This is a genomic window from Serratia sp. CY52157, assembly GCF_052168495.1.
In the GTDB taxonomy this organism is placed as follows: Bacteria; Pseudomonadota; Gammaproteobacteria; order Enterobacterales; family Enterobacteriaceae; genus Serratia; species Serratia ureilytica.
In genome coordinates this window covers 24,626-47,714 of record NZ_JBJNMO010000010.1, presented here as the reverse complement: position 1 = coordinate 47,714, position 23,089 = coordinate 24,626, and the positions used below count along the sequence as shown (strand labels likewise).

At 59.6% G+C, this 23,089-nt stretch carries 25 protein-coding genes; 15 read left to right on the top strand and 10 right to left on the bottom strand.

Translation table 11 applies throughout. The features are described from left to right. Position 1: 1 nt before the first annotated feature. Complete coding sequence (locus ACJ8IP_RS23280; protein ID WP_033652254.1) at positions 2–1,102, top strand: glycosyltransferase; 1,101 nt, start codon at positions 2–4, stop codon at positions 1,100–1,102. A gap of 44 nt (positions 1,103–1,146) precedes the next feature. Here the strand turns inward: ACJ8IP_RS23280 and ACJ8IP_RS23275 are convergent, their stop codons facing one another. Next, positions 1,147–2,160 carry a glycosyltransferase family 9 protein gene (locus tag ACJ8IP_RS23275; RefSeq protein ID WP_033645185.1) on the bottom strand — a complete coding sequence of 338 codons (1,014 nt, stop codon included), beginning with the start codon at positions 2,158–2,160 and terminating at the stop codon, positions 1,147–1,149. Positions 2,161–2,285: 125 nt separating this feature from the next. On the opposite strand from ACJ8IP_RS23275, the gene waaA reads away from it, so the two are divergent. From waaA to coaD, 3 genes are read left to right on the top strand one after another with little or no spacing between them, the layout of a single operon-like run. Next, positions 2,286–3,563: a lipid IV(A) 3-deoxy-D-manno-octulosonic acid transferase gene (waaA, locus tag ACJ8IP_RS23270; protein WP_019452200.1), complete on the top strand. Its 1,278-nt coding sequence runs from the start codon at positions 2,286–2,288 to the stop codon at positions 3,561–3,563. Then, complete coding sequence (locus tag ACJ8IP_RS23265; RefSeq protein ID WP_033645184.1) at positions 3,564–4,337, top strand: glycosyltransferase family 2 protein; 774 nt, start codon at positions 3,564–3,566, stop codon at positions 4,335–4,337. Positions 4,338–4,340: 3 nt separating this feature from the next. Continuing rightward, positions 4,341–4,826, top strand: coding sequence for a pantetheine-phosphate adenylyltransferase (gene coaD, locus ACJ8IP_RS23260; protein ID WP_033645183.1), 486 nt, complete (start codon positions 4,341–4,343; stop codon positions 4,824–4,826). 3 nt (positions 4,827–4,829) lie between these two features. Here coaD and mutM read toward each other — a convergent pair whose 3' ends face one another. The 4 genes from mutM to radC all read right to left on the bottom strand — a co-directional run bounded on the left by mutM (position 4,830) and on the right by radC (position 7,088). Beyond that, complete coding sequence (gene mutM, locus ACJ8IP_RS23255) at positions 4,830–5,645, bottom strand: bifunctional DNA-formamidopyrimidine glycosylase/DNA-(apurinic or apyrimidinic site) lyase (protein WP_047025862.1); 816 nt, start codon at positions 5,643–5,645, stop codon at positions 4,830–4,832. A gap of 81 nt (positions 5,646–5,726) precedes the next feature. Beyond that, positions 5,727–5,894, bottom strand: a complete 168-nt coding sequence (gene rpmG, locus ACJ8IP_RS23250) for a 50S ribosomal protein L33 (protein WP_002442576.1) — start codon at positions 5,892–5,894, stop codon at positions 5,727–5,729. 11 nt (positions 5,895–5,905) lie between these two features. Next, positions 5,906–6,142 carry a 50S ribosomal protein L28 gene (gene rpmB / locus ACJ8IP_RS23245; RefSeq protein ID WP_004931195.1) on the bottom strand — a complete coding sequence of 79 codons (237 nt, stop codon included), beginning with the start codon at positions 6,140–6,142 and terminating at the stop codon, positions 5,906–5,908. Between the two features lie 262 nt (positions 6,143–6,404). Continuing rightward, positions 6,405–7,088: a RadC family protein gene (gene radC / locus ACJ8IP_RS23240; RefSeq protein ID WP_016929682.1), complete on the bottom strand. Its 684-nt coding sequence runs from the start codon at positions 7,086–7,088 to the stop codon at positions 6,405–6,407. A gap of 183 nt (positions 7,089–7,271) precedes the next feature. Between radC and coaBC the strand changes: the two genes are divergently transcribed. From coaBC to slmA, 3 genes are all read left to right on the top strand, one after another. Beyond that, complete coding sequence (gene coaBC / locus ACJ8IP_RS23235; RefSeq protein ID WP_033634306.1) at positions 7,272–8,489, top strand: bifunctional phosphopantothenoylcysteine decarboxylase/phosphopantothenate--cysteine ligase CoaBC; 1,218 nt, start codon at positions 7,272–7,274, stop codon at positions 8,487–8,489. Then, positions 8,467–8,925, top strand: a complete 459-nt coding sequence (gene dut, locus ACJ8IP_RS23230; RefSeq protein ID WP_033652257.1) for a dUTP diphosphatase — start codon at positions 8,467–8,469, stop codon at positions 8,923–8,925. The genes coaBC and dut overlap by 23 nt, the downstream gene beginning before the upstream one ends. Positions 8,926–9,176: 251 nt before the next feature. Then, positions 9,177–9,773: a nucleoid occlusion factor SlmA gene (slmA, locus tag ACJ8IP_RS23225; protein WP_025304700.1), complete on the top strand. Its 597-nt coding sequence runs from the start codon at positions 9,177–9,179 to the stop codon at positions 9,771–9,773. Positions 9,774–9,804: 31 nt separating this feature from the next. On the opposite strand, the gene pyrE is transcribed toward slmA, so the two are convergent. Both pyrE and rph read right to left on the bottom strand, forming a co-directional pair. Further along, on the bottom strand, positions 9,805–10,446 hold the full coding sequence (gene pyrE, locus ACJ8IP_RS23220; protein WP_004931204.1) for an orotate phosphoribosyltransferase: 642 nt from the start codon (positions 10,444–10,446) through the stop codon (positions 9,805–9,807). Between the two features lie 96 nt (positions 10,447–10,542). Continuing rightward, complete coding sequence (gene rph / locus ACJ8IP_RS23215) at positions 10,543–11,259, bottom strand: ribonuclease PH (RefSeq protein WP_025160305.1); 717 nt, start codon at positions 11,257–11,259, stop codon at positions 10,543–10,545. A gap of 126 nt (positions 11,260–11,385) precedes the next feature. Here rph and ACJ8IP_RS23210 point away from each other — a divergent pair, with 126 nt between their 5' ends. Continuing rightward, positions 11,386–12,249 carry a YicC/YloC family endoribonuclease gene (locus ACJ8IP_RS23210; protein ID WP_033652259.1) on the top strand — a complete coding sequence of 288 codons (864 nt, stop codon included), beginning with the start codon at positions 11,386–11,388 and terminating at the stop codon, positions 12,247–12,249. 54 nt (positions 12,250–12,303) lie between these two features. On the opposite strand, the gene ACJ8IP_RS23205 is transcribed toward ACJ8IP_RS23210, so the two are convergent. Continuing rightward, a complete protein-coding gene (locus tag ACJ8IP_RS23205) occupies positions 12,304–12,693 on the bottom strand; it encodes a hypothetical protein (RefSeq protein WP_108682203.1) in 390 nt (129 codons plus the stop codon). A gap of 375 nt (positions 12,694–13,068) precedes the next feature. Here ACJ8IP_RS23205 and ACJ8IP_RS23200 point away from each other — a divergent pair, with 375 nt between their 5' ends. After that, on the top strand, positions 13,069–14,253 hold the full coding sequence (locus ACJ8IP_RS23200; protein ID WP_004931212.1) for a NupC/NupG family nucleoside CNT transporter: 1,185 nt from the start codon (positions 13,069–13,071) through the stop codon (positions 14,251–14,253). A gap of 34 nt (positions 14,254–14,287) precedes the next feature. Here ACJ8IP_RS23200 and ACJ8IP_RS23195 read toward each other — a convergent pair whose 3' ends face one another. Further along, complete coding sequence (locus ACJ8IP_RS23195; RefSeq protein ID WP_164107313.1) at positions 14,288–14,725, bottom strand: DUF3574 domain-containing protein; 438 nt, start codon at positions 14,723–14,725, stop codon at positions 14,288–14,290. Positions 14,726–14,978: 253 nt separating this feature from the next. Between ACJ8IP_RS23195 and ACJ8IP_RS23190 the strand changes: the two genes are divergently transcribed. From ACJ8IP_RS23190 to recG, 6 genes are all read left to right on the top strand, one after another. Continuing rightward, positions 14,979–15,596 (top strand): trimeric intracellular cation channel family protein, encoded by a 618-nt coding sequence (locus ACJ8IP_RS23190; protein ID WP_025304704.1) that lies wholly within the window; start codon positions 14,979–14,981, stop codon positions 15,594–15,596. Between the two features lie 211 nt (positions 15,597–15,807). Next, on the top strand, positions 15,808–16,431 hold the full coding sequence (gene gmk, locus ACJ8IP_RS23185; protein ID WP_033636481.1) for a guanylate kinase: 624 nt from the start codon (positions 15,808–15,810) through the stop codon (positions 16,429–16,431). Between the two features lie 54 nt (positions 16,432–16,485). Next, the gene (rpoZ, locus tag ACJ8IP_RS23180) at positions 16,486–16,761 is read left to right on the top strand and encodes a DNA-directed RNA polymerase subunit omega (RefSeq protein WP_004931221.1); all 276 of its coding nucleotides are present in this window, start codon (positions 16,486–16,488) and stop codon (positions 16,759–16,761) included. An 18-nt stretch (positions 16,762–16,779) separates the two neighbouring features. After that, positions 16,780–18,891 carry a bifunctional GTP diphosphokinase/guanosine-3',5'-bis pyrophosphate 3'-pyrophosphohydrolase gene (spoT, locus tag ACJ8IP_RS23175; protein WP_015379445.1) on the top strand — a complete coding sequence of 704 codons (2,112 nt, stop codon included), beginning with the start codon at positions 16,780–16,782 and terminating at the stop codon, positions 18,889–18,891. 5 nt (positions 18,892–18,896) lie between these two features. Continuing rightward, the gene (trmH, locus tag ACJ8IP_RS23170; RefSeq protein WP_004931227.1) at positions 18,897–19,592 is read left to right on the top strand and encodes a tRNA (guanosine(18)-2'-O)-methyltransferase TrmH; all 696 of its coding nucleotides are present in this window, start codon (positions 18,897–18,899) and stop codon (positions 19,590–19,592) included. Further along, positions 19,589–21,670 carry an ATP-dependent DNA helicase RecG gene (gene recG, locus ACJ8IP_RS23165; RefSeq protein ID WP_042785598.1) on the top strand — a complete coding sequence of 694 codons (2,082 nt, stop codon included), beginning with the start codon at positions 19,589–19,591 and terminating at the stop codon, positions 21,668–21,670. Before trmH ends, recG begins: the two co-directional genes overlap by 4 nt. A gap of 42 nt (positions 21,671–21,712) precedes the next feature. On the opposite strand, the gene gltS is transcribed toward recG, so the two are convergent. Beyond that, positions 21,713–22,924: a sodium/glutamate symporter gene (gltS, locus tag ACJ8IP_RS23160; protein ID WP_033645177.1), complete on the bottom strand. Its 1,212-nt coding sequence runs from the start codon at positions 22,922–22,924 to the stop codon at positions 21,713–21,715. Positions 22,925–23,089 lie beyond the last annotated feature (165 nt).

Sequence of the window (23,089 nt, the reverse complement as noted above, 5' to 3'; positions counted from 1 at the left end):
TATGCGTATTCTGATGATCATCGATGGCCTGCCGGGAGGCGGCGCGGAAAAAGTGGTGCTGACCCTGTGTCAGGGCATGCAGCAACAGGGGCATGACGTCAGTCTGATCTCGCTGCGTGACGTCTGCAATTACCCTATCCCGTCAGGCATTGATTATCAGGTGGTGGCCGATCGCAGCCGTGCCCCCTGGCGCAAGCTGACCGAGCTGTCGCGCCGCGCCGCCGCGCTGGATCGGGCGATAGCCGAACACGAGCGCCAACACGGCGCGTTCGATCTGGTGTTCTCCAACCTGCACAAAACCGATCGCATCGTCAGCCGCAGTAAGCGGCTGGCTTCGGATCGCCTGTGGTTCTGCATTCACGGCATTCTCTCCACCTCCTACCTCGGCCACCGCAAAGGCCTGGATCGCTGGCTCAAGCAACGTAAAATCGCCAACGTTTACCAGGGGAGAAATATCGTCGCCGTTTCACAGGCGGTCGGTGGCGATCTGCAGCAGAATTTGCCGATCCGCCCGCGTCGGCTGGCGGTCATCAATAACCCGTTCGACATCGACGCCATCCGGCAACAGGCAGCGGCGCCTTGCGAACTGGCCGGTCAGGACTATCTGGTGCACGTCGGCCGCTTTCACGCCACCAAGCGGCATGACCGCCTGCTGAAAGCCTATGCGCAATCCGGCATTCAGGCGCCGCTGGCTTTGATCGGCACCGGGGATGACGCCCGCGTCGCCGAGGTCAAGCGTCTGGCGGCAGACTTGGGTATCGCAGAGCGCGTGCTGTTCCTCGGCTTCCAGGCCAATCCCTATCCGTTTATCCGTCATGCCTCGCTGTTGGTGCTCAGCTCCGATAGCGAAGGGTTTGGCAATGTGCTGGTAGAATCGCTGTTGTGCGGCACGCCGGTGGTCAGCACCCGCTGTCCGGGCGGCCCTGCGGAAATTCTGGAAAAAGCCGGCATGGCTAACGCGTTGGCGGAATTAAACGAAGCGTCGCTGGCAGAAAAAATGGCGGAAATTTACGCCAATCCGCCGCAGATAAATCAACAGCAATTGCTGAGCTATGGGCTGGAGCCTATTTGCCGTCAATATATTGAGCTAAAAGAAAAATAATAAAGTAATAAATAAGGCAGGTGATACCTGCCTTATTTTCTTCGCTAGCTTAGCGCCTGCATTTTCTGCCAAACCTCATCGACAGAAACATCTTCACAGTGCCCCGACTCACTCTGCAAAATATGATGACGGCCGGTCCATGGATGCCAGGACGTTTTATCGGTATCGCCAAAGAACACCACCATATCCTTATTCAGCGCGGCGGCAAGATGCATCTGCCCGCCGTCGCTGCACAGCACCCGGTCGCATAAATCGAACCCGCCTAACAGCTCGCGCACCGAGGCCGTCGGATAAAGCGCGACGCGTTCGTTTTGGCACAGCGCCAACAGCTGTTCTGCGCGCTGCTGATCGCCGATGTCGTCCGGCGCCAGCGTGCCCTGCGGCGACCAGAAGATCAGCACGCCGGTGCGGGGATCGGCGGTCAGGCGGTTGATGATTTCGGCATAGCGTTCAACCGGCCAGCGCCTTTTCGGGCTGCGGCTGCTGATATGCACGGCGCAAACCCGTTCGACCGACGGCAGGCGTTCCTGCAGCCGCTGCGCCGCCAGCTGCCGCTCTTCCGGCGTCAGGAATACCCGCACCGGCGGGATCGGAATGGCTTGATCGGTTATCGCCGATAAATAGCTGTAGGTGTGTTCGACCTGATGTAGACCGCGGAAATCGTCCTTGCGGAACGGGCGCTGAATATCTTTCGTGCCCAAATCGGCGCCGATGATATGGGTGGCGCCAGCCATTTTCGCTAAACGCAGGCTGTATTTGCAAGGCACCGGGTTGGCCAGAATGACCGCATCGAACTTTATTTTGCGCAGCTTCAGGAAGATCATCAGACGTTCGAAATAAACGCCCAACGTCGTTTCATTTTTCGCCTTGTGCTTGGCCTTTTTATAGACAAAGACTTTCTCGAGATGAGGGTTGTTTTTAACAACGTCCTGGCTGACTTTATTGATCAGCAGATAAACTTTTGCGTCTGGATAGGCAATTTTCACCCCTTCAATCAGAGGCGTGGTGCAAACAAGATCGCCGATGTTGTCGCGGCGAATAATTAAAATATTCTTCATTCCGAGCCTATCGGCGAAATCGCTCGCCGGTTGTCTGAAACTGACACCCAAGGTTACCAAATTAGCGCCTTTCCCTTCCAGTTATGGTACTATTCCGAATAACCCATATAAATGAAATTGATAGAATGTTGCTGCGTTTATATCAGGTACTACTCTACCTCATCCAACCCCTGATCTGGCTCCGCTTACTGCTGCGCAGCCGCAAAGCTCCAGCCTACCGTAAACGCTGGGCGGAACGCTATGGCTTCTGCGCCGGGAAAGTCGTGCCGGGCGGCATTATGCTGCATTCCGTCTCCGTCGGCGAAACGCTGGCGGCCATCCCGCTGGTGCGGGCGCTGCGCCATCGTTACCCCGCTTTGCCGATAACTGTGACCACAATGACCCCGACAGGTTCAGAACGCGTCCAGTCCGCTTTCGGCAAAGACGTGCATCATGTCTATCTGCCCTACGATCTGCCCGGTTCCATGAACCGCTTCCTCGACCAGGTGAATCCCAAGCTGGTGATCATCATGGAAACCGAGCTATGGCCTAACCTGATCAACGCACTGCATCAGCGGCAAATCCCCCTGGTGATCGCCAATGCGCGCCTGTCGGCGCGATCCGCCGCCGGCTATAAGAAAATTGGCGGATTCATGCGCGATATGCTGCGCCGCATTACGCTGATCGCCGCACAGAACCAGGAAGACGGCGATCGTTTTATCGAACTGGGCCTGAAACGCTCGCAGCTGGCCGTTACCGGCAGCCTGAAATTCGATATCTCCGTCACCCCGGAACTGGCCGCCCGCGCCGTTACGCTGCGCCGCCAATGGGCGCCGCGTCGCCCGGTGTGGATCGCCACCAGCACCCATGAAGGCGAAGAAACCATCCTGCTCGAAGCGCACCGCAAGCTGCTGGAAAAACACCCCGACCTGCTGCTGATCCTGGTGCCGCGTCACCCGGAACGCTTCCCGACCGCCAAGGAACTGGTACAGAAGGCCGGTTTCAGCTACACCCTGCGCAGCAGCGGCGAAATCCCGTCCGGCAGCACCCAGGTGGTGATCGGCGATACCATGGGCGAACTCATGCTGCTGTACGGCATCGCCGATCTGGCCTTTGTCGGCGGCAGCCTGGTGGAACGTGGCGGCCATAACCCGCTGGAAGCCGCCGCCCACGCCATCCCGGTGCTGATGGGCCCGCACACCTTCAACTTTAAAGACATCTGCGCCAAGCTTTCGCAGGCCGAAGGCCTGATCACCGTGACCGACGTGGATTCGCTGGTAAAGGAAGTGGAAACCCTGTTGACCGACGAAGACTACCGCCGTTACTACGGCCGCCATGCGGTGGAAGTGTTGTATCAGAATCAGGGAGCGTTGCAGCGCCTGCTGCAGCTGCTGGAACCGCACCTGCCGCCCCGGAGTCACTGAATGAGCAGCCGCAAAAGCCTGTCGGTGGTGATGATCGCCAAAAACGAAGCCGGGCTGTTGCCGGACTGCCTGCGCTCGGTCGCCTGGGCCGATGAAATCATCGTGCTGGACTCCGGCAGCGAGGACGACAGCGTCGCCGTCGCCGAAAGTCTGGGCGCCAAAGTCTTCACGCACACCGACTGGCAAGGATTCGGCAAGCAGCGCCAGCTGGCGCAAAGCTACGCCAGCCATGACTACGTATTGATGATCGACGCCGACGAACGCGTCACCCCCGAACTGCGGCAATCCATCGAGCGGGTGTTGAACGCGCCGGACGACGGCGCCGTTTACAGCTGCGCGCGGCGCAACCTGTTCCTTGGCCGCTTCATGCGCCACAGCGGCTGGTATCCCGACCGCGTCAACCGCCTGTACGCCAATTCACGCTATCGCTATAACGACGATCTGGTGCACGAGTCGCTGAACATCGGCGACGCCAAAGTGATCCCCCTCAGCGGCGATATGCTGCACCTGACCTGCCGCGACTTCTTCGCCTTTCAGCGCAAACAGCTGCGCTATGCCGAAGAGTGGGCCACACAGCGCCACCGGGCCGGCAAGCGTTGCGGCTATCTGTCCATCCTGACCCACACGCTCGGCGCCTTCGTCAAAACCTGGCTGCTGCGGGCCGGCTTCCTCGACGGTAAACAGGGGTTGCTGTTAGCGGTGGTCAACGCGCAATATACCTTCAATAAATATGCCGCATTATGGGCATTGGGCCGCAACTACTCAGAGAAGTGAATCATGACCAGCAAAGCCATCTATCCCGGGACGTTCGATCCCATGACCAACGGCCACCTGGATTTAGTGACGCGCGCGTCGCTGATGTTCGATCACGTGATTCTGGCCATCGCCGCCAGCCCGAGCAAAAAGCCGCTGTTCAGCCTGGATGAGCGTGTGGCGCTGGCGACGCAGGTCACCTCGCATCTGGACAATGTGGAGGTACTGGGCTTCAGCGAGCTGATGGCGCATTTCGCCGCTCACCAGAATGCCAATATCCTGGTGCGCGGCCTGCGGGCGGTGTCTGACTTTGAGTACGAACTGCAGCTGGCGAACATGAACCGCCATTTGATGCCGACGCTGGAAAGCGTGTTCCTGATGCCTTCCGAAGAGTGGTCGTTCATCTCCTCATCACTGGTGAAGGAGGTCGCCCGCCACGGCGGCGATATCGCGCCTTTCCTGCCCGATGTGGTCACTCAGGCGCTGATGGCGAAGCTCGCCGCCGCGTGATGCTCAGCGCTGGCAGCGTCGGCAAAAGAAGGTGCTGCGCTGCCCGTGCTTGGCGGATTCAATCGGCGTGCCGCATGTGCGGCACGGTTCTCCCGCCCGTCCGTAAACCTGCAGCTCCTGCGCGAAGTACCCCGGTTTCCCGTCCGACTGCAAAAAGTCGCGCAATGTGGTGCCGCCCTGCTCGATGGAGCGTTGCAACACCGCCTTGATGGTCTTCGCCAACAGCGCCGCTTCGGCTTTGGTCAAGGATCCCGCCGGACGATCGGGCAGGATCCCGGCGCTGAACAGCGATTCACTGGCGTAAATGTTACCGACCCCGACCACCAGCTTATTATCCATCAGCCACGGTTTGATCAGCGTGCGCTTATTACGTGATTTTTCATACAGGTAGTCGCCGTTGAACGCCTCACTCAGCGGTTCCGGCCCCAGATGCGCCAACACGCTGCTGGTCGCCAGGTCTTCGCACCACAGCCAGGCGCCGAAGCGGCGCGGATCGGTATAACGCAGGATCATACCGTTGTTGATCACCAGATCGACGTGGTCGTGTTTGCCGGCTTCGTCTTCGTTTTCCTCACGCAGCATGCGCAGGCTGCCCGACATGCCCAGATGCACGATAATCCAACCGCGCTCCAGCTCAATCAGCAGGTATTTGGCCCGACGCTGCACGCTGAGCACCGGCTGATCGCTCAGCGTCAGGATCTGCTCGGAAACCGGCCAGCGCAGGCGCGCGTTGCGCACCACCGCATACTGAATGCTGTGGCCGACAAGATAAGGCTCTATACCACGTCTGCTCGTCTCAACTTCCGGTAATTCAGGCATCTGGCTTCCCCTCCGATGTTTTCTACCCTTTATAAAACAAAAAACCCGGCCAAGGCCGGGTTTTTCATTAATCCACTAAAATTATTTAATTTTAGCTTCTTTGTATACTACGTGCTGACGGACAACTGGATCGAATTTCTTCAGTTCCAATTTTTCCGGCTTAGTACGCTTGTTCTTCGTGGTGGTATAGAAGTGACCAGTACCAGCAGAAGAAACCAGCTTGATCTTCTCGCGAACACCTTTAGCCATGATTCAGTTCCTTAATACTTCTCACCACGGGCACGCAGATCGGCCAGAACCGTCTCAATACCCTTCTTATCGATAACACGCATACCTTTAGCAGATACACGCAGAGTTACAAAGCGCTTCTCAGCCTCAACCCAAAAACGGTGTGAGTGCAGGTTAGGCAGAAAACGGCGTTTGGTCGCGTTCATTGCGTGGGAACGGTTGTTACCGCTCACCGGGCGCTTGCCAGTAACTTGGCAGACTCGGGACATGTCTATTCTCCAAAAATCAAATCAGCTCGAGCTTCGTATAGGGTATGGCCGCCTCGTCAGGCTTTTAGAGCCCATCTCAGCAAACTTCATACTGAGGAGACTCTCGTCATCAGGTAGAAACCACACATCAGGTCAGAAACCTGCTGAGATAGGCTCTTGCGCCAAACCCAAGATTCTCAAAGGTGGCGTAGTATACGCTCTGAAGCGTAAGTGCTCAAGTCCCGAACAGCTAAAGATCCCACAAGGATCGCGAAAAAATCGCTTAAAGCCATCCGCGCTCGGCAAAAGAGACGCATTCACCCCGACCGATCACCAAATGATCGAGCACTCGGATCTCCAATAACTGGCAGGCTTTCACTACCTGTTCAGTTATCAAACGGTCGGCATGACTGGGTTCAGCCTTACCCGAGGGGTGATTATGCGCGAGAATCAGCGCGGCGGCATTAGCCTTCAACGCTTCACGCACAATTTCTCTCGGGTAGACGACGACGCTGCTGATGGTACCAGCAAACATCTCCTGATGGCGAATAACCCGATGCTGATTGTCTAAAAACAATACCAAAAAGACCTCTCGCTCACGATGTGCCAGCAGGCTTTGCAGATAATGCTGGGTGACGCGCGGGTTAAGCATGGCGTTTTCCTGCGAGAGATGGCTGGAAAAGAAGCGAAGCGCCAGCTCGGCAATCGCCTGCAGCTGCGTATAGCTGGCGTCGCCCAAGCCTTTTTGACTGCAAAACGCCTGATGATCGGCCGACATCAGATGGTAAAGCGAGCCGAATCGGCGCAGTAGCTGCTCCGCCAGCTGCATTACGTGCACGCCGGGCAACCCGGTGCGCAAGAAAATGGCCAACAGCTCTGCGTCGGACAGCGCCGCGGCCCCCTGCATCAACAACTTTTCACGCGGCGCCAGCGCGCCCGGCCAGCACGCCACAGTCGGGTTGCTCATCGTGTTCCTCCCTGAAAGGGCTACAGCATGCCATGCGCCCCCCGGCGCGTTCGACAGGTGTTTGATAACATTGCGAAGTGTTTCGCAAAGCACAATGTAACGCCCTGCAGCCATTGCGGAATCGCTCACCTGAACGGCGGATATGCTAAAATGGCGCATCTTTCGGCTTTCAATCGGACAATGATGATGACGGGACTTTCCGGCAAACATATTGTGCTTGGCATCAGCGGCGGCATCGCCGCCTACAAATGCCCAGAGCTGGTGCGCCGCCTGCGCGACAGGGGCGCGGAAGTGCGCGTGGTGATGACCCACGCCGCCAAGGCGTTCATTACGCCGCTGACGCTGCAGGCCGTTTCCGGCCACCCGGTGTCCGACGATCTGTTGGATCCCGCCGCCGAAGCCGCCATGGGCCACATCGAACTCGGCAAATGGGCGGATCTGGTGATTCTGGCGCCGGCGACCGCCGATCTGCTGGCGCGCGTCGCCGCCGGCATGGCCAACGATCTGCTGACTACCGTCTGCCTGGCGACCGACGCCCCTATCGCCGCCGCCCCCGCCATGAACCAGCAGATGTATCGCGCCGCCGCCACGCAGGCCAACCTGCAAACGCTGCAGGCGCGCGGCATGCTGCTCTGGGGGCCGGACAGCGGCAGCCAGGCCTGCGGCGACGTCGGCCCGGGCCGCATGCTGGATCCGCTGGACATCGTCGAGCTGGCGAACGGTCATTTCTCCGCCCCGCAGGATCTGCAACATTTGCAGGTTATGATCACCGCCGGCCCGACGCGCGAAGCGCTGGATCCGGTACGCTTCATCAGCAATCACAGCTCCGGCAAAATGGGCTTCGCCATCGCCCGCGCCGCCGCCGCCCGCGGCGCGCAGGTGACGCTGATCGCCGGGCCGGTGAGCCTGCCGACGCCGCCGAAGGTCACACGCGTGGACGTCACCAGCGCGCTGGAGATGGAGCAGGCGGTGCAACAGCGCGCCGCTCAGCAGCAGATTTTCATCTCCTGCGCCGCCGTAGCCGACTACCGTCCCGAGCGGATCGCCGATGAAAAAATAAAAAAACAGGGTGATGAAATCGTCCTCAAGATGGTAAAAAACCCCGATATCGTCGCCGGCGTGGCGGCGATGACCAAAAATCGACCGTTTGTCGTGGGGTTTGCCGCCGAAACCCAGAATGTGGAAGAATACGCGCGGCAAAAACTGGCGCGTAAGAAGCTGGATTTGATTTGCGCTAACGATGTATCGCTTGCAGAGCACGGGTTCAACAGCGACACCAATGCCCTGCACCTTTTTTGGCAGGATGGAGAGAAACGCCTGGCGCTGAGCGACAAGGCACTCCTTGGCCAACGTTTAATAGACGAGATAGTCAGCCGTTATGATGAAAAAAATCGACGTTAAGATCCTCGACCCGCGCATCGGTCAGGATTTCCCGCTACCGACCTACGCCACTCCGGGCTCCGCCGGTCTCGACCTGCGCGCCTGCCTGGACAGCGCGGTGGAGCTGGCACCGGGTGAAACCACGCTGCTGCCTACCGGTCTCGCGATCCATATCGCCGACGCCGGCCTGGCGGCGGTGATCCTGCCGCGCTCAGGCCTGGGCCATAAGCACGGCGTCGTGCTGGGCAATCTGGTCGGCCTGATCGACTCCGATTATCAGGGCCAGCTGATGGTGTCCGTCTGGAACCGCGGCCAGAAGTCATTCACTATCGAACCGGGCGAACGCATCGCGCAGATGGTCTTCGTGCCGGTGGTGCAGGCCGAGTTCAACCTGGTGGAAGAGTTCGACAGCAGCGAGCGCGGCGAAGGCGGCTTCGGCCACTCGGGGCGCCACTAAGCGCCACTCAATGCACGATGGCCGGCAGGGAAACGTCGCCTGAACCTTGCCTTTCCGGGGAGAAGGATGTCTCTGCGGCAAGGTTTTACCGCGACAATTGCAGCGCACACCAGGCAGCGCGGAAAAAGGCCGTTAAGGCCGCTGACCCCAGCATCGTAAAAAAGCTATCACATAAGCCGCACAGAGCCTGCTCTGCAGCGGCCGGTGCCCGGGTTTCCGTCAGTTAAGTTTTAGCAAGGGTCTAATCAGACATGGCAGAAAAAGAAAATACGAAAAGGAATCGGCGCGAGGAAATATTGCAGGCGTTAGCCCAGATGCTGGAATCCAGCGACGGCAGCCAGCGCATTACCACCGCCAAGCTCGCCGCGAACGTGGGTGTTTCTGAAGCTGCGCTGTACCGGCATTTCCCCAGCAAGACACGGATGTTCGACAGTCTGATCGAGTTTATCGAAGACAGCCTGATCACCCGCATCAACCTGATCTTGCAGGACGAGAAAGAGACGTTTAATCGTCTGCGCCTGATTTTACTGCTGATTCTGGGCTTTGCGGAACGCAACCCGGGGCTGACGCGCATCATGACCGGCCACGCGCTGATGTTTGAACAGGATCGCCTGCAGGGCCGCATCAACCAGCTGTTCGAACGCATCGAGGCGCAGCTGCGTCAGGTGTTGAAAGAGCGCAAATTGCGCGAAGGCAAAGGCTTTATCGTCGATGAAACGCTGCTGGCCAGCCAGCTGCTGGCCTTCTGCGAAGGCATGTTGTCGCGCTATGTGCGTTCGGAATTCCGCTATCGCCCAACGCAGGAATTCGACGCCCGCTGGCCGCTGTTGGCGGCACAGCTGCAATAACGAAAACGCCGGGCATGCCCGGCGTTATTATTTATACCCCGTACTGCTCGCGGTAAGCGCGCACCGCCGCCAGGTGGTCCGCCATTTCCGGTTTCTCTTCCAGATAGGCGATCAGGTCCTTCAGCGTCACGATCGAGATCACCTTGCAGTGATAATCACGTTCCACTTCCTGAATGGCGGAGATATCCGCACGGCCGCGTTCCTGACGGTCGAGGGAGATCAGCACGCCCGCCAATGAAGCGCCGCTGGCGCCGATGATTTCCATCGACTCACGGATCGCCGTGCCGGCGGTGATCACATCATCCACCAGCATCACGCGCCCCTGCAGCGGGCTGCCCACCAGCGAACCGCCTTCGCCGTGGGTCTTGGCTTCCTTGCGGTTAAAGCAGTAAGGCACGTCGCGCTCATGATGTTCCGCCAGCGCCACCGCCGTGGTGGTGGCAATAGGAATGCCTTTATAGGCCGGGCCAAACAGCAAGTCGAAATCGATGCCGGAGTCCATCAGGGCTTCGGCGTAGAAGCGCCCCAACAGCGCAAGATCGCGCCCGGTATTAAACAGGCCGGCATTGAAGAAATACGGGCTGGTGCGGCCGGACTTCAGGGTGAACTCGCCGAATTTCAATACCTGCTTGTTAAGCGCGAACTCGATAAACTGGCGCTGATAGGCTTTCATTACTGCTTCTCCTCGTCTGAATCTGCTTGGGTCTTGTCATTACTGCCGCCCGATCGTCGGGCATAAAAAAGGCGACTTCTCAGTCGCCTTGAAAAATCAGTCCGCCAGCGCCGCTTTCTGCGCCTGGAAGATGGTTTCGATGCCCCCTCGGGCCAGCGCCAATAGCGCCAACAGCTCATCGTGGCTGAATGGCTCGCCTTCGGCGGTGCCCTGCACTTCAATCATGCGGCCGTCTTCCATCATCACCACGTTCATGTCGGTTTCCGCCGCGGAATCTTCCACATACTCCAGATCGCACAGCGCTTCGCCATTGACGATGCCGACGGAAACCGCCGCCACCATCCCCTTCATCGGGTTGGCTTTCAGCTTGCCGTTGGCCACCAGGGTGTTCAGCGCATCGGCCAGCGCCACGCAGGCGCCGGAGATGGAGGCGGTGCGGGTACCGCCGTCGGCCTGCAGTACGTCGCAGTCGAGAGTGATGGTGAATTCACCGAGCTTTTTCAGATCCACCGCGGCGCGCAACGAGCGGGCGATCAGGCGCTGGATCTCCAGCGTGCGGCCACCCTGTTTGCCTTTGGCGGCTTCACGGGCGTTGCGGCTGTGGGTCGAGCGCGGCAGCATGCCGTACTCGGCGGTGATCCAACCTTGCCCCTGGCCTTTCAGGAAGCGCGGAACGCCCTCTTCTACCGTGGCGGTGCACAAGACTTTGGTATCGCCAAACTCAACCAGCACTGAACCTTCAGCGTGTTTGGTATAGTGACGGGTCAGTGTCAGGGGGCGAACTTGCTGTGGTGCTCTGCCTGCAGGACGCATGGGCTCTCTCCGGCTTCAAATCAACTATTGGCTGCGCATTATACGGGCTTCGTGACGTAATGCCTATCCTGCCCGCGGTCGCGACGCTATAATCGCCCCATCTTTTCCTATTACGGGTACGCATCAATGATCCGCAGCATGACCGCCTACGCCCGGCGTGAAATCAAGGGTGAATGGGGCAGCGCAGCCTGGGAGCTGCGTTCCGTTAACCAGCGCTACTTAGAAACCTACATTCGCCTGCCGGAACAATTCCGCAGCCTGGAGCCGGTGATCCGTGAACGTATCCGTGGCCGCCTGACCCGCGGCAAAGTCGAATGCAACCTGCGTTTCGAACTGGATCCAAGCGCGCAAAGCTCGCTGATCCTGAACGAAAAACTGGCCAAACAGCTGGTCGAAGCCGCCAACTGGGTGAAAATGCAGAGCGACGAAGGGGAAATCAACCCGATCGACGTGCTGCGCTGGCCGGGCGTGATGTCCGCGCAGGAGCAGGATCTGGACGCCATCAGCGCCGAGCTGATGAAGGCGCTGGACGGCGCGCTGGATGACTTTATCGTCGCACGCGAAAGCGAAGGCGCCGCGCTGAAAACGCTGATCGAACAGCGCCTCGACGGCGTCAGCGCCGAAGTGGTCAAAGTGCGCGCCCAGATGCCGAACATCCTGCAATGGCAGCGCGAGCGCCTGGTCAGCAAGCTGGAAGAGGCGCAGGTGCAGCTGGAAAACACTCGCCTGGAGCAAGAGCTGGTGCTGATGGCGCAGCGCATCGATGTCGCCGAAGAGCTGGACCGCCTGGAAGCGCACGTGAAAGAGACGCACAACATCCTGAAGAAGAAAGAAGCCGTCGGCCGCCGCCTCGACTTTATGATGCAGGAATTCAACCGCGAATCGAACACCCTGGCCTCCAAGTCAATCAATGCCGACGTCACCGCCTCCGCCATCGAGCTGAAGGTGTTGATCGAGCAAATGCGCGAGCAGATCCAGAACATCGAGTGATCCGCTCCGCACGCCATCAAGCCCGCGCCACGCGGGCTTTTTTATGGCTATAGATCAGCGATAGGCGGCCGCCTGTTCCTCACCGATCAACCCCATTTTCTGCAGTTGCACCGCAATGCTCCAGGTTGAACGCTCGAACTCATCGCTCAGCGCCTCCAGCGTCGCCCCGGCCGCATGGCTCTCGCGCAGCCGCAGTTTTTCTTCTTCCGGCCAAGGGAAGTAGGCATTGGCCGGCCGGCCCTCGGCCAGATTCTTCTGCCGCTTTTCTTCCGGCGTCAGCCTGGATTTTTTCTGCAGTTCAGATTCACCGTCAAACTCGTCGGCCAACGCGAACAGCAGGCGGATAGCCTCCGGCGCGCAGGCCGCTGAAGCCGGTCTCAATAGCTCGCCGGTGTCGGGATTAACGCCGTTGGCCAGCGCCCTGAGCAACGTGCCGATATTCATCGTTCGCCTCCTTGTTCGATAAAATGCGCACCGATCGCGACCGGCGCCTTGTCCAAACATGTTTCTCTTCCTCAGCCAAGAAAGCCACACTTTGCGCCATGAAAAATCGCCCATTGCGAGCCAGATTCCAGGTGCCTGAACGTGCGGGACGGTGGTTGCATCAGGCTGCGAGCCGACAGGCATCATGGAAGACAGCCCACTAAGGAACGTCGGGGGCTTATGAAAAACTGCCGAGCAGCGCGTGCGGATGACAATCGGCAAGATATCCCGCACGCCATAAGTATTTTGTTCTAATTATCACGCAAGGTAATGAAAGGACGGCGATGCTGTGGCTAAATGTATTTTTTTCCTGCCCGTGAACCGTACGGACCGTTTATGCCACAAATTCTGCAATTTATTATGGCCCTGGTGGTGATCATCGCCCTGGCGCTGCTGGTCAGCAATAATCGCAAGAAAATCCGCCTGCGCTATATCATCCAGCTGTTGGTGATCGAAGGCGCGCTGGCCTATTTCTTCCTGCACTCCGCCAGCGGGCTCAGCGTGATCAAACACGTCGCCGGCTTCTTCGACACTCTGCTCGCCTACGCCGCCCAAGGGTCGGAGTTCGTGTTCGGCGGCATGAGCAAAGATGGCCTGGCGTTTATCTTCCTGGGCGTTTTGTGCCCTATCATCTTTATTTCCGCCCTGATCGGCATTTTGCAGCATTTCCGCATCCTGCCGCTGATCATCCGCCTGGTGGGCACCCTGCTGTCCAAGGTCAACGGCATGGGCAAGCTGGAATCGTTCAACGCCGTCAGCACGCTGGTGCTGGGGCAGTCGGAGAACTTCATCGCCTACAAGGGCATCATCGGCGACATCTCGCCGCGCCGCATGTACACCATGGCCGCGACCGCCATGTCGACGGTATCGCTCTCCATCGTCGGCGCCTACATGTCGATGATCGACGCGCAGTACGTGGTGGCGGCGTTGATCCTTAATATGTTCAGCACCTTCATCATCCTGTCGATCATCAACCCGTATCAGGTCGAAGACGAGCCGGAGCTGAAGCTGAACAAGCTGCACGAAGATCAGAGCTTCTTCGAAATGTTGGGCGAGTACATTCTGGCCGGCTTCAAAATTGCGATGATCATCGCGGCGATGCTGATCGGCTTTATCGCGCTGATCTCCGCCGTCAATGCGCTGTTCTCGGCGGTGCTCGGCATCAGCTTCCAGCAAATCCTCGGCTACGTGTTCTATCCGCTGGCCTGGCTGATCGGCATCCCGGCGGAAGAGGCCCTGAAGGCGGGCAGCATCATGGCGACCAAACTGGTGGCCAACGAATTCGTGGCGATGATTGAGCTGAAGAAAATCGCGGCGGAGCTGTCGCCGCGCGGGCTGGGCATTCTGTCGGTGTTCCTGGTGTCGTTCGCCAACTTCGCCTCCATCGGCATCGTCGCCGGCGCCATCAAGGGGCTGAACGAGCAGCAAGGCAACGTGGTTTCCCGTTTTGGCCTGAAGCTGGTTTACGGCTCGACGCTGGTGAGCCTGTTGTCGGCGGCCATCGCCGGCCTGGTGCTGTAATCCCCACTCCCGGCCGCAGGGCCGGGAGTTTGCTTTAAAACGCCACGCACACCGGCGCATCCACCCGCATTACCGAATCCTGCGCAAACTGCTGCTTATAGCCGCTGCGCAGCGCCTCGATATTCGCCTCGCTCTCTTTGCCCGGCGCATGGATCAACAGCAGCGCCTTGCTGTTCTCGCGCGCCAGCTTGCCGTCGTGACCCAGCCACTGCCCTTTGGCATCAAACACCGTCAGCCCGTCTTTAAAACGCGGCGTCACCTGGCTATCGACGAAGGTTTGCCACTCGGCGGCGGTGATCGCCGGCCCCGCCGGCCGGTTCAGGCCGAAGTAGAGCGTTGTCTGTACCAGCGGATCGCCGGTGCGACAAGTCGGGGCGGGGGGGGAAACAGCCTGGTGGCCTGGCGCCACGCAGCCGCTCAGCAGCAGGGCGGCCACCATGGCGCCGGCGGCCAGTCTCGGGGAGTTTTTCATCTGCAGTCTCGATTTTTCGGTTGAAGGATTCGCTGCAAAAGTCATAGTCAGCGATGGAAATTAGCTCGAAATTTCTAATGCTTTCATTAACAGCCAGATGTTAAAAAAGGCTGGTTATCGGCAATAAAAATGGAGTTTGGATTAGCTATATTAATCCGAAACACCATCGGTGAAAAAAACTCAGTGGCGCGCGTCCTCGGCGGCGATTACCCTGCCGGCCATCATTCTGACGCAATTACGCTGTGAACCCCTTATGTTACTGAGCATCCTTTATATCATCGGCATCACCGCCGAAGCCATGACCGGCGCGCTGGCGGCCGGCCGCCGCCAAATGGACATGTTCGGCGTGATCATCATCGCCTCTGTCACCGCAATCGGCGGCGGGTCGGTGCGCGATATGTTGCTCGGGCATTTTCCGTTGGGCTGGGTCAAACACCCGGAATACATCGTCATCGTCGCGATAGCGGCGATCGTCACCACCTGGGTGGCTCCTCTGATGCGCCATCTGCGCCGCCTGTTCCTGGTGCTCGACGCCGTCGGCCTGATCGTCTTCTCCATCATCGGCGCGCAGGTGGCCCTGGATATGGGGCACAGCGCCATTATCGCCGCCATCGCCGCGGTGATCACCGGCGTCTTCGGCGGGGTGCTGCGCGATATGTTCTGCAACCGCATCCCGCTGGTTTTCCAGAAGGAGATCTACGCCGGCATCTCCTTCAGCGCCGCCTGGCTGTATATCGGCCTGCAGCACCTCAGCCTGCCGCACAATCTGGTGGTGATCCTCACCTTGGTCGCCGGCCTGAGCGCGCGTCTTATCGCCCTGCGCTTCCGCCTCGGCCTGCCGGTGTTCAACTACCAGCATCCGGATCACTGATCTCGGGGCGGCAACGCGCCGCCGCCGAGGCCAAAACTGCAAAAATGTCGCCCTTCGACGCGCAAATTCGCCCTTTCGGCGCTTTTTCCACGCAAAGCCGCGGGCAAAATGCGAGCTAACGCTGCACCCGGCGCGTTAGCCGTGTATACTGTGCGGAGAAAATACACATCCGCTGTTTTTGGCATATCAACCGTTATCAACGAACATCATCATGGCTCAAGGCACGCTTTATATTGTCTCTGCTCCCAGTGGCGCAGGTAAATCAAGTCTGATTCAGGCTTTGTTAAAGACGCAACCGCTGTACGACACGCAGGTTTCGGTTTCGCACACCACGCGCGACAGTCGCCCGGGTGAAAATCACGGCGAGCACTATTTCTTCGTCTCGAAAGACGAATTCCGCCGGATGATCGAGCAGGACGCGTTTCTTGAGCACGCCGAAGTGTTCGGCAACTATTACGGCACCTCGCGCGCCGCCATCGAACAAGTCTTGTCGACCGGCGTGGATGTGTTTCTGGATATCGACTGGCAGGGCGCGCAGCAAATCCGCGCCAAAATGCCGCAGGCGCGCAGCATCTTCATTCTGCCGCCGTCGAAGGAAGAACTGGGCCGCCGCCTGCGTGGGCGCGGGCAGGATTCCGAAGAGGTGATCGCCAAACGCATGGCTCAGGCCGTGGCGGAAATGACGCATTACGCGGAGTACGATTACCTGATCGTGAACGATGATTTCGATCTGGCGCTGTCCGATCTGAAGACCATCATTCGCGCCGAACGCCTGCGTTTGGGCCGCCAGTTGCTGCGGCATGACGCTTTAATCAGCAAACTATTGGCAGACTGAAGGCAGTTTCAGTATCATGCCCAGTCTTTTCGTCACCTGTGGAGTAGCACAAATATGGCACGCGTAACTGTTCAAGACGCTGTAGAGAAAATTGGTAACCGTTTTGACCTGGTGTTGGTCGCTGCTCGTCGGGCGCGTCAGATCCAGACCGGCGGCAAAGATGCACTGGTTCCGGAAGAGAACGACAAGTACACCGTTATCGCCCTGCGCGAAATCGAAGAAGGCCTGATCACCAGCCAGATCCTCGACGTGCGTGAGCGCCAGGAACAGCAAGAGCAGGAAGCCGCAGAGATTCAAGCGGTTACCGCGATTGCTGAAGGTCGTCGTTAATTAGACTGCGAGTCCGCCTTGTACCTGTTTGAAAGCCTGAATCTGCTGATTCAACGTTACCTGCCCGAGGAGCAGATTAAGCGCCTCAAACAGGCATACCTCGTCGCGCGCGACGCGCACGAGGGCCAGACACGCTCCAGCGGTGAGCCCTACATTACTCACCCGGTCGCCGTGGCCTGCATCCTGGCGGAAATGCGTCTCGATCACGAGACGCTGATGGCGGCGTTGCTGCACGACGTCATCGAAGACACCCCAGCCACCTATCAAGATATGGAACAGCTGTTCGGCAAGAGCGTCGCCGAACTGGTTGAGGGCGTCTCCAAGCTCGACAAGCTGAAGTTCCAGGACAAGAAAGAAGCGCAGGCGGAAAACTTCCGCAAGATGATCATGGCGATGGTGCAGGATATCCGCGTCGTGCTGATCAAGCTGGCCGACCGTACGCACAACATGCGCACCCTCGGTTCGCTGCGCCCCGACAAACGCCGGCGCATCGCGCGTGAAACCCTGGAAATCTACAGCCCCCTCGCCCACCGTCTGGGTATTCATCACCTGAAAACCGAGCTGGAAGAGCTGGGCTTCGAGGCGCTGTACCCAAACCGTTATCGCGTGATCAAGGAAGTGGTGAAAGCCGCGCGCGGCAACCGCAAAGAGATGATTCAAAAAATCCTCTCCGAGATCGAAGGGCGGCTGACCGAGGCCGGCATCGCCTGCCGTGTCAGCGGGCGGGAAAAACACCTCTACTCCATCTACCTCAAGATGCACCTGAAAGAACAGCGTTTTCATTCCATCATGGATATCTACGCGTTCCGGGTGATCGTAAAAGAGGTCGATACCTGCTACCGCGTGCTCGGCCAGGTGCACAGCCTGTATAAACCGCGCCCGGGGCGGGTCAAAGATTACATCGCCATTCCCAAGGCCAACGGCTATCAATCGCTCCATACCTCGCTGATCGGCCCGCACGGCGTGCCGGTCGAAGTGCAGATCCGCACCGAAGACATGGATCAGATGGCTGAGATGGGGGTGGCCGCGCACTGGGCTTACAAGGAAAGAGAACAGGGCGAAACCGGCACCACGGCGCAGATCCGCGCCCAACGCTGGATGCAAAGCCTGCTGGAGCTGCAGCAAAGCGCCGGCAGTTCGTTTGAATTTATCGAGAGCGTCAAATCCGATCTGTTCCCGGATGAGATTTACGTTTTCACCCCGGAAGGCCGCATCGTCGAGCTGCCCGCCGGCGCCACGCCTGTCGACTTCGCCTATGCGGTGCATACCGATATCGGCCATGCCTGCGTCGGCGCACGCGTCGATCGTCAGCCATACCCGCTGTCGCAGTCGCTGACCAGCGGCCAGACCGTCGAGATCATCACCGCGCCGGGCGCACGGCCCAACGCCGCCTGGCTGAACTTCGTGGTCAGCTCGAAAGCGCGCGCCAAGATTCGCCAGATGCTGAAGAACCTCAAGCGCGACGACTCCGTCGGCCTCGGCCGCCGTCTGCTCAACCATGCGTTGGGCGGCAGCCGCAAGCTGGCCGAAATCCCGCAGGAAAACATTCAGCACGAGCTGGACCGCATGAAGCTGGCGACGCTGGACGATCTGCTGGCGGAAATCGGCCTCGGCAACGCCATGAGCGTAGTGGTGGCGAAGAACCTGCAGGGCGATCAGTCCAGCCTGGGCACCACCTCCGGCGTGCGCAACCTGGCCATCAAGGGCGCCGACGGCGTGTTGATCACCTTCGCCAAGTGCTGCCGTCCGATTCCGGGCGACCCGATTATCGCTCACGTCAGCCCGGGCAAAGGGCTGGTGATCCACCATGAATCCTGCCGCAATATTCGCGGCTATCAGAAAGAGCCTGAGAAGTTCATGGCGGTCGAGTGGGATAAAGAGACCGAGCAGGAGTTCATCGCCGAGATCAAGGTGGATATGTTTAACCACCAGGGCGCGCTGGCCAACCTGACGGCGGCGATCAACGCGGCCGAATCCAATATTCAGAGCCTGAACACCGAAGAGAAAGACGGTCGGGTTTATAGCGCCTTTATCCGCTTGACCACCCGCGATCGCATCCATTTGGCAAACATTATGCGTAAAATCCGTATCATGCCGGATGTGATCAAAGTTAACCGCAACCGAAACTAGCGCTTATGAGTCCTGAACGCTATGCGCGGATTTGTGAAATGCTCGCGACCCGGCAGCCGGATCTGACGGTCTGCCTGGAGCAGGTGCACAAGCCGCATAACGTCTCCGCCATTATCCGTACCGCCGACGCCGTCGGCGTGCATCAGGTCCACGCCGTGTGGCCCACCACCCGCATGCGCACCCTGGTCTCCTCCGCCGCCGGCAGCAACAGCTGGGTCAGCGTCAAGACCCATCGCACCATCGGCGACGCGGTCGGCCACCTGAAAGCGCAGGGCATGCAAATTCTGGCCACCAACCTGTCTGCGCGCGCGGTCGATTTCCGCGAGGTGGACTACACCCGGCCAACCTGCGTGCTGCTCGGCCAGGAAAAAACCGGCATCACCGAAGAAGCGCTGGCGCTCGCCGATCAAGACATCGTCATTCCGATGATCGGCATGGTGCAATCGCTCAACGTCTCCGTGGCTTCGGCGCTGATCCTGTATGAGGCGCAGCGCCAGCGGCAAAACGCCGGCCTGTATCGCCGCGACAACAGCATGCTGGACGAAGAAGAGCAGCAGCGTCTGCTGTTCGAAGGCGGCTATCCGGTGCTGGCCAACGTGGCCAAGCGCAAGGGGCTGCCGCGTCCACAGATCGACGAACAGGGCCAGGTGGTCGCCAGCGCCGAATGGTGGGCGGCCATGCAGGCGACGGTGCGCAAATGAAAGGCCGCCTGCTGGATGCTGTCCCACTCACCACGCTTTCCGGGGTTGGCGCCAGCCAGGCGGGCAAACTGGCCAAGCTTGGCCTCGACACCATTCAGGATCTGCTGCTGCACCTGCCGCTGCGCTACGAAGACCGCACCCGCCTCTACCCGATCAACGATCTGCTGCCGGGCATCTACGCCACGGTAGAAGGGGAAGTGCTGCGCAGCGACATCAGCTTTGGCCGCCGCCGCATGCTGACCTGCCAGATCAGCGACGGCACCGGCATCCTCACCATGCGGTTCTTCAACTTCAACGCCGCAATGAAGAACAGCCTGGCCACCGGCCGCCGCGTGACCGCCTACGGCGAGATCAAACGCGGCAACCACGGCGCGGAGATCATCCATCCGGAATACCGTATTCAGGGCGAAACCAGCGAGGTTGAGCTGCAGGAGTCGCTGACGCCGGTCTACCCCACCACCGAGGGGGTGCGGCAGGCCACGCTGCGCAAGCTGACCGACCAGGCGCTGGAGCTGCTGGATACCTGCGCCATCGCCGAACTGCTGCCGCCGGAGCTGAGCGGCGGCCTGATGAGCCTGCCGCAGGCGCTGCACACCCTGCATCGCCCGCCGCCGGACATCCAGCTGGCGGATCTGGAGCTGGGCAAACACCCGGCGCAAAAGCGTCTGATCCTCGAAGAGCTGCTGGCGCATAACCTCAGCATGCTGGCGGTGCGCGCCGGCGCGCAGAGTTATCAGGCGCAGCCGCTGCTGCCGGACGATCGGCTGAAAAACCGTTTTCTCGCCCAGTTGCCGTTCTCGCCAACCGGCGCGCAAACGCGCGTGGTGGCCGACATCGAAGCCGATATGCAAAAAGACTTCCCGATGATGCGGCTGGTGCAGGGCGACGTCGGCTCCGGCAAAACGCTGGTGGCGGCGTTGGCGGCGCTGCGCGCCATCGCGCACGGTAAGCAGGTGGCGCTGATGGCGCCGACCGAGCTGCTGGCCGAACAGCATGCCAACAACTTCCGCCAGTGGTTCGAGCCGCTGGGGCTGGAGGTCGGCTGGCTGGCGGGCAAACAGAAAGGCAAGGCGCGCATCGCGCAGCAGGAAGCCATCGCCAGCGGCCAGGTGTCGATGGTGGTCGGCACCCACGCCATCTTCCAGGAGCAGGTTCAGTTCAACGGCCTGGCGCTGGTGATCATTGATGAGCAGCACCGCTTCGGGGTGCATCAGCGGCTGGCGCTGTGGGAGAAAGGCGAAGAACAGGGCTTCCACGCCCATCAGCTGATCATGACGGCCACGCCAATCCCGCGCACGCTGGCGATGACCGCCTATGCCGATCTCGATACCTCGGTCATCGACGAGCTGCCGCCGGGCCGTACGCCGGTGACCACCGTCGCCATTCCCGATACCCGCCGCGCCGACATCATTCAACGGGTGAAAAGCGCCTGTCTGGAAGAAGGACGGCAGGCTTACTGGGTGTGTACGCTGATCGAAGAGTCCGAGCTGCTGGAAGCGCAGGCGGCGGAAGCCACCTGGGAAGAATTGAAAGCCGCGCTGCCGGAGCTGAAGGTGGCGCTGGTGCACGGCCGCATGAAAGCGCAGGAAAAGCAGGCGGTGATGCAGGCGTTTAAACAGGGCGAGCTGCAGCTGTTGGTCGCCACCACGGTGATCGAAGTCGGCGTCGACGTGCCGAACGCCAGCCTGATGATCATCGAAAACCCGGAACGGCTGGGCCTGGCGCAGCTGCACCAGCTGCGCGGCCGCGTAGGGCGCGGCGCGGTGGCTTCACACTGCGTGCTGCTGTACAAAACGCCGCTTAGCAAAACCGCGCAAACGCGCCTGCAGGTGCTACGCGACAGCAACGACGGCTTTGTCATCGCGCAGCGCGATCTGGAGATCCGCGGCCCGGGCGAGCTGCTCGGCACCCGCCAGACCGGCAGCGCCGAATTCAAGGTGGCGGACCTGTTGCGCGACCAGGCGATGATCCCCGAAGTGCAGCGCGTCGCTCGCCATCTCCATCAGCACTACCCGGAACACGCCCAGGCGCTGATCGAACGCTGGCTGCCAGAGAAGGCGCGCTACTCCAACGCATAAAAAAGGGCGCCGCAGGCGCCCTTCTCATGATGACTCGCGATATCACCCCACCGCCGGGAACACCGGCAACAGCAGATACAGCTTGATGACGATGGCGTTGGCGATATCGATAAAGAACGCCCCCACCATCGGCACCACCAGAAACGCCAGGTGCGACGGGCCGAAGCGATCGGTGATCGCTTGCATGTTGGCGATCGCCGTCGGCGTGGCGCCCATGCCGAAGCCGCAGTGGCCGGCGGCCAGCACCGCCGCATCGTAGTTCTTGCCCATTACCCGGTAGGTGACGAAGATCGCGTACAGCGCCATCACCAGCGTCTGTACGGCCAGGATCGCCAGCATCGGCAGCGCCAGCGAAGCCAGCTCCCACAGGCGCAGGCTCATCAACGCCATCGCCAGGAACAGCGACAGGCTGACGTTGCCCAGCACCGATACCGCCCGCTCGAACACGGTATAGAAACCGGTGAAGGCCAGCGTGTTGCTGAGGATCACCCCGACGAACAGCACGCAAACGAAGTTAGGCAGTTCAAACACCGTACCGCTCAGCAGACCGGCAATCAGTTGCCCCAGGCTCAAACAAATGGCGATCATGGCGATGGTTTCAATCATCACCAGCGAGGTGATCAGGCGGCCACTTTCCGGCTTCTCGAAGCCGCTCGGCTGCACGCTGTCTTCCGGCGTGCCTTCCGGCGTAGAGGAGTGTTTAACCAGATAGCGCGCCACCGGGCCACCGATCAGGCCGCCCAGCACCAGGCCGAAGGTGGCGCAGGCCATGGCGACTTCCGTCGCGTTTTCAAAGCCGTAGCGCTCGATGAACAGCTTGCTCCAGGCCGCCCCGGTGCCGTGGCCGCCCGACAGGGTGATCGAACCGGCGATCAGGCCCATCAACGGATCCAGTCCCAGCATTTTCGCCATGCCGATGCCGATGGCGTTCTGCACCAGCAGCAGCCCCAACACCACGAACAGGAATACCATCAGCGCTTTGCCGCCGGCGCGCAACCGCGCCAGGTTGGCGTTCAGGCCGATAGTGGCGAAGAAGGCCAGCATCAGCGGATCCTTCAACGACATGTCAAAGCTGATTTCCCAGTTGGCGAATTTTTTCAGGACTAACAGCAGGAGGGCCACCAGCAAACCGCCGGCGACGGGAGCGGGAATGGTATATTTTCGCAGCAGAGGAATGCTTCTGACGCACTTGCCCCCAAGGAGCAAAACCAGCGTCGCCGCGACTAACGTGCCATAAGTATCAAGATGAAACATCCAGGTACTCCATGTAAGGGAAAAGATCCAAATAAAAATAATAAGTTATAGAAAACCACGTAGTTTTTAAACTTGATGAGTGCAGGATTAGAAGTAAAAAACGCTGAGATGACAAGAAAAAATGAATGAAAATGCGACATAAACGGGAAAGTCGGCAACATAATA

Bases quoted from the DNA above. Each gene is read 5' to 3' on its own strand.
- gltS (WP_033645177.1), bottom strand. From the start codon at position 22,924: ATGTTTCATCTTGATACTTATGGCACGTTAGTCGCGGCGACGCTGGTT.
- rpmG (WP_002442576.1), bottom strand. From the start codon at position 5,894: ATGGCTAAAGGTGTTCGCGAGAAGATCAAGCTGGTTTCTTCTGCTGGT.
- ACJ8IP_RS23195 (WP_164107313.1), bottom strand. From the start codon at position 14,725: ATGAAAAACTCCCCGAGACTGGCCGCCGGCGCCATGGTGGCCGCCCTG.
- ACJ8IP_RS23205 (WP_108682203.1), bottom strand. From the start codon at position 12,693: ATGAATATCGGCACGTTGCTCAGGGCGCTGGCCAACGGCGTTAATCCC.
- rpmB (WP_004931195.1), bottom strand. From the start codon at position 6,142: ATGTCCCGAGTCTGCCAAGTTACTGGCAAGCGCCCGGTGAGCGGTAAC.
- ACJ8IP_RS23265 (WP_033645184.1), top strand. From the start codon at position 3,564: ATGAGCAGCCGCAAAAGCCTGTCGGTGGTGATGATCGCCAAAAACGAA.
- coaBC (WP_033634306.1), top strand. From the start codon at position 7,272: ATGATGACGGGACTTTCCGGCAAACATATTGTGCTTGGCATCAGCGGC.
- slmA (WP_025304700.1), top strand. From the start codon at position 9,177: ATGGCAGAAAAAGAAAATACGAAAAGGAATCGGCGCGAGGAAATATTG.
- trmH (WP_004931227.1), top strand. From the start codon at position 18,897: ATGAGTCCTGAACGCTATGCGCGGATTTGTGAAATGCTCGCGACCCGG.
- ACJ8IP_RS23280 (WP_033652254.1), top strand. From the start codon at position 2: ATGCGTATTCTGATGATCATCGATGGCCTGCCGGGAGGCGGCGCGGAA.
- ACJ8IP_RS23200 (WP_004931212.1), top strand. From the start codon at position 13,069: ATGCCACAAATTCTGCAATTTATTATGGCCCTGGTGGTGATCATCGCC.
- recG (WP_042785598.1), top strand. From the start codon at position 19,589: ATGAAAGGCCGCCTGCTGGATGCTGTCCCACTCACCACGCTTTCCGGG.
- gmk (WP_033636481.1), top strand. From the start codon at position 15,808: ATGGCTCAAGGCACGCTTTATATTGTCTCTGCTCCCAGTGGCGCAGGT.
- waaA (WP_019452200.1), top strand. From the start codon at position 2,286: ATGTTGCTGCGTTTATATCAGGTACTACTCTACCTCATCCAACCCCTG.
- rpoZ (WP_004931221.1), top strand. From the start codon at position 16,486: ATGGCACGCGTAACTGTTCAAGACGCTGTAGAGAAAATTGGTAACCGT.
- ACJ8IP_RS23190 (WP_025304704.1), top strand. From the start codon at position 14,979: ATGTTACTGAGCATCCTTTATATCATCGGCATCACCGCCGAAGCCATG.
- coaD (WP_033645183.1), top strand. From the start codon at position 4,341: ATGACCAGCAAAGCCATCTATCCCGGGACGTTCGATCCCATGACCAAC.
- pyrE (WP_004931204.1), bottom strand. From the start codon at position 10,446: ATGAAAGCCTATCAGCGCCAGTTTATCGAGTTCGCGCTTAACAAGCAG.
- mutM (WP_047025862.1), bottom strand. From the start codon at position 5,645: ATGCCTGAATTACCGGAAGTTGAGACGAGCAGACGTGGTATAGAGCCT.
- ACJ8IP_RS23275 (WP_033645185.1), bottom strand. From the start codon at position 2,160: ATGAAGAATATTTTAATTATTCGCCGCGACAACATCGGCGATCTTGTT.
- dut (WP_033652257.1), top strand. From the start codon at position 8,467: ATGATGAAAAAAATCGACGTTAAGATCCTCGACCCGCGCATCGGTCAG.
- ACJ8IP_RS23210 (WP_033652259.1), top strand. From the start codon at position 11,386: ATGATCCGCAGCATGACCGCCTACGCCCGGCGTGAAATCAAGGGTGAA.
- radC (WP_016929682.1), bottom strand. From the start codon at position 7,088: ATGAGCAACCCGACTGTGGCGTGCTGGCCGGGCGCGCTGGCGCCGCGT.
- rph (WP_025160305.1), bottom strand. From the start codon at position 11,259: ATGCGTCCTGCAGGCAGAGCACCACAGCAAGTTCGCCCCCTGACACTG.